Source organism: Acinetobacter sp. A2 (assembly GCF_048537555.1).
In the GTDB taxonomy this organism is placed as follows: Bacteria; Pseudomonadota; Gammaproteobacteria; order Pseudomonadales; family Moraxellaceae; genus Acinetobacter.
In genome coordinates this window covers 2,563,182-2,576,225 of sequence record NZ_CP183239.1, presented here as the reverse complement: position 1 = coordinate 2,576,225, position 13,044 = coordinate 2,563,182, and the positions used below count along the sequence as shown (strand labels likewise).

Below are 13,044 nucleotides of genomic sequence, written 5' to 3'. Positions count from 1 at the left end.
TTATGGTGAAAAATTGTGATCTAAGCGCCTGTTCCTTAAAATGTGGTCAAACATAGTAAAGGACTAATTCGCACTCTGTTAATGTCTTGTTGCCAAGCGTGTAACTAGAGCCTGAGTCGGTCAGTTCCGACTTGTAGCGGTCAGTCCGTTCTTGCAATATACGCTTTACAGTTTTGTAAGGCGTATAACGACTTATCTCATTGTCGTTTAATCTTGCAAGCACGTTTCTCGCAGCATTCCAATCAGCTTGCACAACTTCCCCATTGAAACGGTGAAAACGATCTCCCTTACGTGTACCTATTAAAAGGCCATGCAAGAAAGAATCACTTTGCGAAGTATATGCAGAATTGACTAGATGCACCGTAGAACCTCTACGGTGAGATATAGAAGTTAGGGCATTAGCTAACAAACCTTTAGCCCATGTATTTAAGCGTCTATTGGTGTTTTTGCCATAGTTGCGTTTACTTTGAATTGGGGATGTTAAATCTTCCGCAACAATCACTTTGGCTTTATCAACCAACTTGTGAGTTGCTGTAAATATTAATGTTTTGAGCTTTGCTTTTTGAGTATCTTGTCGCTTATCTAGTTTTTTTCGACCTAGATTATTTAACTCAATTTTCTGTTTCTTGTGTGGTTTAGCTTTAGCAATCGCTCTGAGCTTGTTTCTGTGCTTGTACTTTTGATTTAAATAATCTGATTCACTTGAGATCAGCTTGCCTAGACCACTCCCATATACATCACCATCAGAATCTACAAAGGCTTCTGAATAGCCCTTATCAACACCAACAGTTTCTTGACCACAATCTTGAGTTTCAACCGCATCATAAGTGGAATGAACTTCGATATTTTCATTCCGAAGAACAATCCTTAACGTACCTTGCGGTGCAAATTCCATAGTGGTGTTTAGTGGAACTTTAATAGTTTGTCGAGGTACTAGGCTTGGTACTTTAAGCCAACATTGACCGTTTAACTCAAAGGTTTTACACATATCCGCACGTACAATGATTTGATTGTGCGTGTGATTCACACCATGCCGAAAATGCTTACGCATCTGACGATGGAGGAAATTATCTGTTGTCCATTCATCTTTTTTTAGCAGCGTATAGAGTCTTTTACGTTCATTGTCGCAAGTCGTACGTTTGCGAATAGCTTGTTTGACCTTTTCCTTGGCAGCTTCACGATAGGCTTTAATATCACCCATACAGTCACGCAGGGTTTCTTTCCACGCATTTGCAGATACACCGAAGTTGCGACCTTCTTTCATCCACGCATCACGAATAGCCCTGTCACTGATATTTAAGCCTGCAACAGCACCATATTTAGCCCAAACTTCACTGCGAACACGACCAAGTAAAACAGCTTGTTTTTCAAGTTGCTTATACTTTTCTCGATTCAAGTTTTTACAGTGATGAATGCGTGTTAATTTCACAAAGTCATGCCTAGGTTAAGGGATTGGATAATCAATAGATATGGATGCTAATATACCAAGACACTCACCTAAAATACAAAAGATAATCATTTAAATCTCTAATAAATACCCACCTTGCCACTACTGAATCGACATAGACAAAATGAGCACTTATGCAAATATTTGCCTATATTTTTAGTTATAGTTAATTACTCCCTTACAGCTTAGTCTTTGTTGCCTATTGGTAGTCATCTACGACTATTTTTTGTACGATTCGATATTTTTCCATGTGCCATACATAAAAAACATATCATTTGAGGACAGTTCTAGGCTGTGAATGATCAGATTTGTAAAATTAATTTAATATACAAATGTCTTTAAATATTAAGTATATGCGTAACTTAATATCTTGCATGAAATGTGTGAAAGGGTGCACTGAAACAATAAAAAAATAGGGCAGTGATTTGCCCTATTTCTTTGGAGTTGAATACAGTAGTTGTTTAATCTGCAAAAGGCAGTTTACCGCCCTGATCCTGCACTTGTTCAAAAGTGTCTAAACGTAATTGTTCTTGAGGGTTGCTAAAATGCTGGGTGCGCAGTTGTTGTACCGCTTGTTGTTTGGCATTTTGGCTCATACCGCTTTGCATAATCTGATCACGCTCAGTCAAATAGTTCTGTACCCGAGATTTCCACTGACTACGTTGTCCATCTAACTGTTCTAAACGCTGGGTAGCTTCTGGGCCTACCAAGTTTAGACGCATATCACGAATTTCTGCGGCAGAACCACCACGTGCTTTAATTGCTGCGGTTAAACTGCGCAAATCCTGTAAAGTATTTAACTGTTCTAAATTCTCCTGCCAATCTTGCGGGAGTTGTTTAAATAATTCCTGTAATTTTTGCGCTTTTTCAGCTTCGGACAATTTTTTATCATCCATCACCGCCATGCGTTTTAAGGTGTATTCGTGGTAGATATCTTCCGTACCAAATAAACCTTCAATTTCATAATCTGAAAAATACTGTTTACGCAGGTTTTGCATATTGCTAAAAATGCTGCGGTAATATTGCGGATCTTCCTGACTCAAGTTCGGTGCTTGCAGTTGCCCCAACGCATTTCTGTAGTCTAAATAACGCTGCCATAAATCTAAAATTTGCGATAAAGCAGGTTCTTTATGGCTTTGCGTGATATAGGCTTTAAAATCTGTGCTGATTGCTTCAAGGCTCTTTTCGCCATATTGGGTAATAAAATATTCAAAACAATTGCGGGTTTGTTCATTAACGATCAGGCGGTTGCTTGAATCTAGTCTGAGCTGACAATTGATTTCGGTATCTTGCTGGCTTGGACTTAAAAATGACGCGGCAGCGTTATTGTGCATGGCCTGCTGCATGCGTATCTGTTCAGCACTTTGTGTATCTGCAGTCTGTTCATGAGAAGTAGATTCAGATGTGCCTGACTGCGGCATCAGCCAATACACCAAAGCGGCAATGGCTAGAATCACAACAGCTAAAACAATCCATATTTTATTTTTCTGCATTCCGATGCACCTGTTTCATCTGTTTTATTTTTTTAATCGGGTTTCAATATGCCATAAAAGTTGGTAGCTGTTCTAGAAAAGTTGTCATTTATCTCGGCAGATTGTTACCATGACGCAGTTTTGCTTTAACTTACTTTTTGCTATGAAATCATCTGCGGCTAAAATTCAGCGTCGTGCCATTAGTGGTGTGTTTTTATTAAATAAACCTTTGGGGATTAGTTCCAATGCGGCTTTGCAAAAAGTACGCTGGTTGTATCGGGCGCAAAAAGCAGGACATACTGGGGCATTAGACCCATTGGCTTCAGGTTTGTTGCCTATTTGTTTAGGTGAAGCGACCAAGTTTTCACATTATTTACTTGATTCTGTAAAACGCTATCAGACCACCATTCAACTCGGGCATAGCACTACGACAGGAGATGTAGAAGGTGAAGTCTTGTTACAGCAAGCTGTGCCAGCTTTGAGCCAAGAAAAAATTGAACAGGTTTTGACGAAGTTTCAGGGCGATATTATGCAAGTCCCGCCCATGTATTCTGCCTTAAAAAAAGAAGGCCGTCCGTTATATGAGCTGGCACGTCAAGGCATAGAAATTGAACGTGAGGCACGCCCAGTTACTATTTATGCGATTGAGCTACTGTCATTTACCGAAAACAGTATCACGCTGGATGTTACCTGTTCCAAAGGTACATACATTCGTGTGTTAGGTGAAGATATTGCCAAAGCTTTAGGTACTTATGGACACCTGACTTATTTGCATCGGATTAAAACGGGGCATTTTGACCTGATTCCAAGCTACAGCATTGAATATTTGGAAAGTTTAAGCGAAGCGGAACGTGAAGCCTTATTGCTGCCTGCTTATGCGCCTGTACAGCATTTTCCACAGGTTCAGGTGCCTGAAGGTCGGGCTGAATATTTTAGCCGAGGTATGGAAAGTAATATCGAGCATCCCGCGGTTGCACAAGTATTGGTGTTTGATGGTGAGCGTTGTTTAGGCTTGGCTGAAATTACCGATAAAAAACGCTTGGTGCCTAAACGAGTGTTAAATCTTTAAAATGCAGTGAGATAGCTTATTTAAACTTGTGCTATGAAGACGTAAAGTTTCTCATACAAATCTTTGCAGGATTTCAGCGCCATGCCCTATACAGTAATTAGAGCTAAAAACTGAAATTAAAAACCGATAATAAAACCGAGCGTTGCGTCAGCCAGTGACATTGCTTGCCAGCCAGCATCGGTTTAAAACAAGAGGTCTGCACATGAATATTTTTGAAGCTTTGCGCCAGAGTCACGAGATTCAACGAGATTTAGCTACCCAACTCATTCAAACTTCGGGCGATAGTCCTGAGCGTAGAGCCTATTTTGAACAACTCAAAAATGAGTTGTTTGCCCATGCCGTGGCAGAAGACCGTTATTTTTATATCCCTTTAATGATGATGGATGCAGGGTTGAATATTACCCGCCACGCCTTGTCTGAACATCATGAAATTGATGAGTTGCTGGAACAGTTGACCGAAACTGAAATGAGCAATACAGGCTGGTTGGCTGTGGCCAAACAATTGTCAGAAAAAGTCCATCACCATTTAAAAGAAGAAGAACACGGTTTTTTCCAGCAGGCAGGCAAAATTTTATCTGAATCGGAAAAACAAAGTTTGGCCAAACAATACTTGGCAGAGTATGAAAAATATAAACAAATGTCTAAAGACAGTTTAGTTTAAGTTTTCATTCAAAATGCCATTTAAGCACTGTGTGGCTGTTTGGGTTTTTTCACGGCTCTTAAGGTCACACCAACCGAAGCCAGCATGATGCAGCACAAAGCCAGCCATTGCAGGCTGGTGATTTTCTCGCCCAATAAAACCAAGCCTGTGAGTGCAGCCAAAGCAGGCGACAAACTAGACAGTGTGCCATAGCTCATTTTGCTGAGTTGTTTCAGCGCTTGTAAATCTAAAGCATAAGGAATGGCGGTGGCGAGCACTGCAATGGCAAGTGCTTTGCCCCAATATTGAGTCTCAAACAGCGCAGGTGCATTGTTATATAATCCAAATGGAATTAGGGCTAAAGCCGAAATACTGATGGCGATGGTCAGAGCATGCATGCCAATATTTTGCTGTACCACTTTCTGGCCGAAGTAAATATAAAAGGCCCAGCATAGACCTGCACCTAAAGCGAATACTGCGCCCAAGATGCTAAAATTATCGCCGTGAGCTTGTCCCCATGGCACCATAAAAATAATGCCTAAAATGGCCAAGAACACCCAGATATAATCTTTACGGTTTTGAATGGACAATAATGCCAAACCCAAAGGCCCGACAAATTCTAAACCCACTGCAATGCCTTGCGGTAATTTGCCCAAAGACAGATAAAACAAAATATTCATGCAGCCCAAGGCTGCGCTATAGCACAATAAATCACGCCATTTTAAATACGACAGCCGCGAAAGAATTTGCCATGAGCGAAACATGATTGCCACAATCACGCTGGCAAAGCACAGCCGTAAAATTGTCACGCTAAGCGGGTCGAGTACCTGAAAGAGTTGTTTGGCAAATGAGGCACTGATTTGATAGGAGATCATGGACAGAACCATGAACAACACCGCAGTGAGTTGGGCGTTTGGCATGAGGCAGGAAAATACTCTAAAGCGTCAGAATAGGAATACGGGGGAGATTATACCAAGTTTAAAATACTAGCGGGTTGTGTAGCATGATGTTGTGCAGATGCAGCAGACATAAAAAACCACAGTACGCAGACTGTGGTTTTTTGTAGCATGCGCTGGTGGATTAGAACAATACACGTACGCGAATTGTGCCTTCAACTTCATGCAAGGTATCAAGCGCTTCTTTAGATGCCGTTGCATCAACGTCCATTACTAAGTAACCGACATCACCTTTGGTCATGAGTGACTGACCAGAGATGTTGATGCCGTGTTCAGCAAACAGGTTGTTAATTTTTGACAATACACCTGGAATATTTTGGTGAATGTGTAATAAACGGTGTTTGCCTTCAGTTAATGGCAGTGCAATTTCTGGGAAGTTCACTGCAGATAAAGTCATACCTTTATCTGAATATGCAACGAATTTCTCTGCAACTTCTAAACCAATGTTCGCTTGTGCTTCCATCGTCGAACCACCCACGTGCGGTGTTAAAATCACGTTTGGCAGGTTGCGTAGTGGAGAAACAAACTCTTCACCATTGGCTTTTGGTTCTTTCGGGAATACGTCAACTGCAGCACCTGCAATATGACCTGATTTGATCGCATCAGCCAAATCTTCAATAACGACACAGGTACCACGTGCTGCGTTAATGAAAATAGAGCCTTCTTTCATTTGTGCAAATTGTTCTTTTGCCATGAAATTACGGGTAGATGGCACATCTGGAACGTGTAAAGAAACCACGTCTGCATTTGCCAATAATTCGCCCATTGAGCCAACTTGACGTGCATTACCTAAAGGTAATTTGGTCACTGCATCATAATAAATCACGTGCATACCCATGCTTTCAGCTAAAACTGAAAGTTGAGAACCAATTGAACCGTAACCCACGATACCTAAAGTTTTGCCACGTGTTTCAAATGAACCTACTGCAGACTTATTCCAGCCACCAGCATGTGTGTCGGTTGATTTTTCAGGTACGCGACGTAGCAATAAAATTGCTTCAGCCAGTACCAATTCTGCAACCGAACGTGTATTTGAATATGGGGCATTGAATACTGGAATACCACGTTCCATTGCTGCAGTTAAGTTCACTTGGTTGGTACCAATACAGAAACAACCTACAGCAATTAGCTTGTTCGCAGCTTCAAAAACTTCTTCAGTCAGCTGTGTGCGTGAACGAATACCAATGAAATGCGCATCTTTAATCGCTTCTTTTAACGCATCGCCCTCAAGCGCCGTTTTACGATAATCGATGTTGGTATAACCCGCTGCATTTAACACGTCGATAGCGTTCTGGTGTACGCCTTCTAACAACAAGAAACGAATTTTATCTTTAGGTAGTGAAAGATGTTGGCTCATTACGGCTCCGCTACAAAGGCCAAATTTAGTGGCGGTATGATAACATAGGAGACGGGTCGATATACATTTCCTTTATGCCCAAGAGTGCAGGTATTTTTGTCAGATATAATCTCATTCAGAAATATTGGCTTAAATCTCCCTGTAATTTGCGGGTTATATTATCGGAATTGCCAATATTGACGGGTTTTTCAGAAAAATCGCTTATAATAAGCGGCATTCATGAAAGCCAACCCATGCTGTTGCTTTGATGCACAAAATTTTGTCTTAAGCATCTTCATCTAAAATCTTCAGAAGATGTTCAGACAGTCGCTTTTCTTCCTGTTTAATTCTTGCTAGGTCTGCAAACGATGAATGTTCCAGTCGCTTTAACACCTGAGTTATTGACCCAATTAACGGCAATAGTCGGTGAAAACCGTATTAAAACTGATGCTGATAGTCTCCAAAACTGGGGTCGTGACCATACAAAGCATTTTGATCCGAATCCATCGGTCATCGTTTTTCCATCCAGCACGGAACAAGTACAAGCCATTGTGAAACTGGCCAATCAGTTTAATGTTGCAATTACGCCATCGGGCGGACGTACAGGTTTATCTGCGGGTGCAGTCGCAGCCAACGGTGAAATTGTGGTGAGCATGGACAAGATGAATCAAATCTTGGAGTTTTTCCCTGCAGACCGTATGGTGCGCGTGCAAGCGGGCGTTGTGACCGAACAACTGCAAAACTATGCAGAAGAACAGGGCATGTATTATCCAGTTGATTTTGCATCTTCAGGTTCCTCACAAATTGGCGGTAACATTGGCACCAACGCAGGCGGTATTAAAGTTATTAAATACGGCATGACTCGTAACTGGGTGTTGGGTCTAACTGTAGTGACAGGTAAGGGTGACATCCTTCGTCTGAACAAAGGCATGATCAAAAATGCAACGGGTTATGCGCTACAACATTTATTTATTGGGGGGGAAGGTACACTCGGTTTAGTGACTGAAGCTGAAATTAAGCTAGAACGCCAACCGCAAGATTTACAAGTGATGGTATTGGGTGTGCCTGATTTTAATTCAGTGATGCCTGTATTACATGCCTTCCAAGCCAAAATTGATCTGACTGCATTTGAATTCTTTGGTGAATTGGCAATGCAGAAAGTGTTGGATCATGGTCATGTGCAACGTCCATTTGAAACTCAATGTCCATTCTATGTGTTGCTTGAATTTGAAGCGCCATTTGAGCCAATTATGGACAAGGCGATGGAAATTTTTGAGCATTGCATGGAACAAGGCTGGGTGATGGATGGCGTGTTGAGCCAAAGCCTAGACCAAGTCGAAAGCTTATGGCGTTTGCGTGAAGACATTTCTGAGTCGATTGCACCGTTTATTCCATATAAAAATGATATTTCAGTGCTGATTACTCATGTTCCTGCATTTATTCAGGAAATTGATGCGATTGTGGCAGAAAACTATCCTGACTTTGAAATTTGTTGGTTTGGACACATTGGTGACGGTAACTTGCACCTGAATATTCTAAAACCTGCAGATTTAAGCAAAGATGAATTCTTTGCTAAATGTCAGGTGGTGAACAAGTACGTGTTTGACACAGTGAAGAAATATGATGGTTCAATTTCTGCAGAACACGGTGTGGGGATGACCAAAAAACCATATTTGGAATATTCTCGCTCGGCTGAAGAAATTGAATATATGAAAGCCTTGAAGCAAGTATTCGACCCTCAGGGCATTATGAATCCAGGCAAATTATTTGATCTGTAATTCATTTGAGTTAATAAAAAAACGCATCCTTGTGATGCGTTTTTTTATGCTGAGATTTTAATTTTACATTTCTATGCTAGCGTTTTTGCACTAACAAGGCATCATAGAAGTATGAATAATAATGAACATTTTGGAGGAATTATGTTGCGTTTAATCACGGTTTCAGCATTGGGTATTGGGCTATTGTCAGGTTGTGCGACCACACAAAATATTATTTCACAGGTCAGCCCTGCAGAAACACCTTTGGCACAAGTATTAAAACAACGCCCAGATTTACGTAAACAACTCAGCACAGTGGAAATTCGTCAATACTTTAACCGTGTGGAAGCACCAACTGCGGCAGAAGTAAAAATTACCGAAACAGGATTAATGGACGATTCTGTGCGTTCCATTCGCAGTATCTATCACTTCAAAAATGTGAATGGGCAATGGCAGCAGGGTGATGTGCAAACTGCTTATTTATGTGCACGTGGTAAAAATACCAAGACTTTCCAAGCAAAAAAATGCCCTTAATTTAGTAGCGACTATTCGGCATATCATTCATGTATGAATCTAAAGCTTGGCTCTAATGAATGATGTTCTAAAAGTGCAACAAAGCGTCTGTGGATAATACTCGTGTTATCCACAGATTTTATTTAGGATCAAACATCTTCCATTCAGTTCAGGCTGGTACGTAAAGCTATGTCACTTAAAACATTGGCGTTTCTACACCGCAATGATAGCCGTTTTGCCGTGGGCGATTTTTATCCTGTCCTTTCAATCTTTTCGCATTATGAATTGGGCAATACCGTATCGCCTTTTTTATTGCTCGATCATTTAGGGCCGGGTGTTTTAAAACCAACGCAATTGCGTAAAGGGGTTAGCGACCATCCGCATCGGGGTTTTGAAACGGTCACGCTTATGTTTCAGGGTGAATTGGAACATCGTGATTCAAGCGGTGGGGGCGGAATCATTGCCGAAGGTGACGTACAGTGGATGACAGCCGCTTCAGGGGTAATGCATCAGGAAGTCTTTAGTGAAGCATTTTCTAGGCAAGGTGGTGCTTTTGAAATGCTGCAATTGTGGGTCAATTTGCCTGCCAAAGACAAAATGAATCCGCCGCGTTATCAACGTTTACGTGTGGCACATATTCCTAAAATTATGTTGGCAGATGATACGGGTTATGTGCGAGTGATTGCTGGTGAGTATCAACAACAAGTAGGGCCTGCCCAAGTACATTCGCCTATGCACGTATATGATGTATTTGTAAAACAAGGGCATCGAATTCAATTGCCTGCGCAATCGGGCGAGACCACCTTGTTGTATATGCGTTCTGGGCGTGCCCAATTTCAGTCTACAGATGAAGAATGGGATGATCATGCTTTAGCCGTGATGTCGAGTCTAGGAAATGATGTTGAATTGACAGCATTACGTGACAGCCATTTTTTATATTTAAGTGCTACGCCTTTGCATGAGCCAATAAATGGGCATGGTCCATTTGTAATGAACAGCTATGCAGAAATTCTAGAGGCATTTGATGATATTAAAACAGGCAATTTTATCCGTTACCCCGCTGAAGGAAGTGATGCCTGATTGGGTCTGATGTCGCATCAAGTGCCAGGTTCTATTCATCTCAATGACTAAAAAAATGCACCACAAATTTGCCATTCAACTCTGTTAAACTGCAGCTCAATTTTCTATTTTATGGGCTAACCGCTGCTGAATTGTATCGTTTAGTCCTTTATAACTCATGCCACAGCAGCAAAAAAATACCATTCAACGTGCCACACTCATGTTTCCCTTGGCTTTGGTCTTGTTTGAGTTCGCAGTTTATATTGGCAATGACTTGGTTCAACCTGCGATGTTGGCCATCACACAAGATTTTGGTGTCAGCAGTGCATGGGCAGCTTCGTCCATGTCATTTTATTTGTTGGGCGGTGCTTGTGTGGCGTGGTTATTGGGGCCACTCTCTGACCGTTTGGGGCGCAAAAAAGTATTATTGGGCGGCGTGGCATTTTTTACTCTGACCTGCTTATTGATTCTATTAACTCAGAATATTGAAAGTTTCCTAGCCCTCCGTTTTTTACAAGGGTTTGGCTTGTCGGTCATTAGTGCAGTCGGTTATGCGGCTATTCAGGAAAACTTTGCAGAGCGTGATGCAATTAAAGTCATGGCACTCATGGCAAACGTCTCTTTACTTGCTCCCTTGCTAGGCCCAGTCTTAGGTGCATTTATGATTGAGCATGTTTCTTGGCACTGGGGATTTATTGGCATAGCACTGTTGGCATTTTTGAGTTGGTTTGGATTGAAAGCCAAAATGCCTGAAACTCAGCAAAGTATTCCTAAACGTCCGTTTCGAGATGTGTGGGATGATTTTAAGCAAGTTTTTCAAAATACCAGATTCTTAGGTCTAACATTGGCACTACCCTTATTGAGCATGCCCTTAATGTTGTGGATTGCATTATCTCCCGTGATGTTGGTTGAGGATTTAGGCTTTAGCAGTCTGCAATACGGTTTGGCACAGTTTCCTGTTTTGGGTGGTTTGATTTTAGGCAATCTGGTGCTGATGAAAGTCATTGACCGTTTGCCTTTAGGTAAAACAGTCTTGATTGGCCTGCCTTTAATGTTGTTGGGCAGCGTGCTGATCGTATTGGGGGCAATTTGGCAAAGCTATTTTGTATGGTGTTTGGTGATTGGCATGAGCCTGATCAGTTTTGGTGAGGGGATGAGCTTTTCAGTCTTATATCGTTTTGCCTTAATGTCATCAGAAGTGTCTAAAGGGACTGTTGCTGCCAGTGTTTCAATGCTATTGATGCTGTGCTTTTTTATAGTGATTGAACTGGTACGTGTTTTATATATTCAATTTGATATTTGGGCTTATAGTGTGGCTTGTTTGGTGCTGATAACACTGTGGTTTAGTTTGCCACGCATGATGCTTAAACAGGTGATGCAGGAGCGAGTTGCTGCAGGGCAGTTTTAAGGGTTTAAATTTTTCTGCGGTATCATAAAACAAGGCGATGTAGCATCGCCTTGCAAACATTTGATTTAGAAATCAAATATCAAATAATGTGTAATGTGATGAACGCTAAAAAGGACTTGTAGATTAAGCCTCTACAGGTTGTTCCATCTTTTTCAATTTAGCATCAAAAACAAATGGGCCAAAAGGTAAAATTGATGCAATTAAGCCCAAAATAAACATTTTAAGAGACCATTTTTGTTTTTCACAAACCACAAAAAGCACCACTAAAAATGCGATAAACAATACGCCGTGACCCATACCTACATATTTCACTAAAATTGGGTTATCGAACATATATTTCATTGGCATGGCAATAAATAACAACAATAAGAATGAAATACCTTCGAGTAAACCAACCAGACGTAATGTTTTAATGTTCATGCCAATCTTATTAAAGTGGATAAAAATGCAGTGTAGCTGAAATTTAGACATTCGCAAAGATGAGCGGTTGTGATCTCTGCACATTTATAAGTTAGACACGATGTTTGCAAAATTGAGCTGTTTTCTGCTAGTTCGTAGCAAGTTTTTCAAAAATTAGTGAGTGTGGAGATGAAACACGACTGATATAAAGCGAGACGAGCTGCATTGAGCTTATTTTTAGAATAATCCACAACAAGATGATTTTACTTTTTTGCGGATAAGTCGAAAGGCATGTGTATAACCCTTAACTTATCCACAATTGATTTTAAATGTTTTATTGAAAATGTATAAAGCGGGTTTAAATGACCCCACAGGCGATTCGCTCACCACCACCGCCCAATGGTTTTGGATGGTCGGCATAGTTATCGCCGCCTGCATGAATCATTAAAGCCAATCCTTCAACTTGTGCCAATGTTAAACGTGGTGCAATCACGGTTACTTTGGCTGTTCCATCGCTTGCAACACTTAAAGCAGGTAAATCACCTAAATGTCCTGTCAGTGGTGTGCCATGATGCGGGACATTTTTCGGATTAAAATGACCGCCCGCTGCCAAAGCAGCAACCATTTTTCCTTCTTTTTCTGCTGCTGCACATGAACCTTTTTCATGGATATGAAAACCTCGTTCACCTGCAGGGAGTTGCTGGAGTTGGGTGTGAATGACTAAGCCTGCTGCACTGTCACGCAGTTCGACCGTACCTAATTCTTTGCCAATACCTTGTGCTGAAACAGCATGCATTTTCACTAATTTTGATTTTTCTTGTGTGGTTGCGGTGGTGCTGCAACCCATGAGTACTAGACCACTAAAAGCAGCAAGACTGGCAAATTGGAGTATTGAGCGCATAAAAGACATCCTGTTTGTTGTGCATAATATTTAGGGATGTCTTGATTGAAACAAAGTTAGCCACGTTACAATACAACATTTGCGTAG

General features: G+C 41.2%; 12 protein-coding genes. 6 read left to right on the top strand and 6 right to left on the bottom strand.

Annotated features, from left to right (window positions below):
• Positions 1–46 precede the first annotated feature (46 nt).
• Together ACNS8M_RS12255 and ACNS8M_RS12250 are read right to left on the bottom strand one after the other, a co-directional pair.
• Entirely contained in the window at positions 47–1,429 is a 1,383-nt protein-coding gene (locus tag ACNS8M_RS12255; RefSeq protein ID WP_419224850.1) for an IS200/IS605 family accessory protein TnpB-related protein, read from the bottom strand.
• Positions 1,430–1,908: 479 nt separating this feature from the next.
• Positions 1,909–2,940 carry a lipase secretion chaperone gene (locus ACNS8M_RS12250; RefSeq protein WP_419224849.1) on the bottom strand — a complete coding sequence of 344 codons (1,032 nt, stop codon included), beginning with the start codon at positions 2,938–2,940 and terminating at the stop codon, positions 1,909–1,911.
• A gap of 142 nt (positions 2,941–3,082) precedes the next feature.
• Here ACNS8M_RS12250 and truB point away from each other — a divergent pair, with 142 nt between their 5' ends.
• Both truB and ACNS8M_RS12240 read left to right on the top strand, forming a co-directional pair.
• Positions 3,083–3,988: a tRNA pseudouridine(55) synthase TruB gene (truB, locus tag ACNS8M_RS12245; RefSeq protein WP_419225341.1), complete on the top strand. Its 906-nt coding sequence runs from the start codon at positions 3,083–3,085 to the stop codon at positions 3,986–3,988.
• Between the two features lie 202 nt (positions 3,989–4,190).
• Positions 4,191–4,649 (top strand): hemerythrin domain-containing protein, encoded by a 459-nt coding sequence (locus ACNS8M_RS12240; protein ID WP_419224848.1) that lies wholly within the window; start codon positions 4,191–4,193, stop codon positions 4,647–4,649.
• A gap of 20 nt (positions 4,650–4,669) precedes the next feature.
• Here the strand turns inward: ACNS8M_RS12240 and ACNS8M_RS12235 are convergent, their stop codons facing one another.
• Together ACNS8M_RS12235 and serA are read right to left on the bottom strand one after the other, a co-directional pair.
• Positions 4,670–5,548 (bottom strand): EamA family transporter, encoded by an 879-nt coding sequence (locus tag ACNS8M_RS12235; RefSeq protein WP_168542664.1) that lies wholly within the window; start codon positions 5,546–5,548, stop codon positions 4,670–4,672.
• A gap of 160 nt (positions 5,549–5,708) precedes the next feature.
• Positions 5,709–6,941 (bottom strand): phosphoglycerate dehydrogenase, encoded by a 1,233-nt coding sequence (gene serA, locus ACNS8M_RS12230; protein WP_168418491.1) that lies wholly within the window; start codon positions 6,939–6,941, stop codon positions 5,709–5,711.
• Between the two features lie 347 nt (positions 6,942–7,288).
• Here serA and ACNS8M_RS12225 point away from each other — a divergent pair, with 347 nt between their 5' ends.
• From ACNS8M_RS12225 to ACNS8M_RS12210, 4 genes are all read left to right on the top strand, one after another.
• The gene (locus ACNS8M_RS12225) at positions 7,289–8,698 is read left to right on the top strand and encodes an FAD-binding oxidoreductase (protein ID WP_419224847.1); all 1,410 of its coding nucleotides are present in this window, start codon (positions 7,289–7,291) and stop codon (positions 8,696–8,698) included.
• Between the two features lie 141 nt (positions 8,699–8,839).
• Positions 8,840–9,211, top strand: a complete 372-nt coding sequence (locus ACNS8M_RS12220; RefSeq protein WP_168418493.1) for a hypothetical protein — start codon at positions 8,840–8,842, stop codon at positions 9,209–9,211.
• Between the two features lie 168 nt (positions 9,212–9,379).
• Positions 9,380–10,270: a pirin family protein gene (locus ACNS8M_RS12215; protein WP_419224846.1), complete on the top strand. Its 891-nt coding sequence runs from the start codon at positions 9,380–9,382 to the stop codon at positions 10,268–10,270.
• A gap of 157 nt (positions 10,271–10,427) precedes the next feature.
• Complete coding sequence (locus tag ACNS8M_RS12210) at positions 10,428–11,657, top strand: MFS transporter (protein ID WP_419224845.1); 1,230 nt, start codon at positions 10,428–10,430, stop codon at positions 11,655–11,657.
• 123 nt (positions 11,658–11,780) lie between these two features.
• On the opposite strand, the gene ACNS8M_RS12205 is transcribed toward ACNS8M_RS12210, so the two are convergent.
• A complete protein-coding gene (locus ACNS8M_RS12205) occupies positions 11,781–12,077 on the bottom strand; it encodes a DUF3817 domain-containing protein (RefSeq protein WP_168418496.1) in 297 nt (98 codons plus the stop codon).
• Between the two features lie 337 nt (positions 12,078–12,414).
• Positions 12,415–12,903 (bottom strand): superoxide dismutase [Cu-Zn] SodC, encoded by a 489-nt coding sequence (gene sodC, locus ACNS8M_RS12200; RefSeq protein ID WP_250316244.1) that lies wholly within the window; start codon positions 12,901–12,903, stop codon positions 12,415–12,417.
• Positions 12,904–13,044 lie beyond the last annotated feature (141 nt).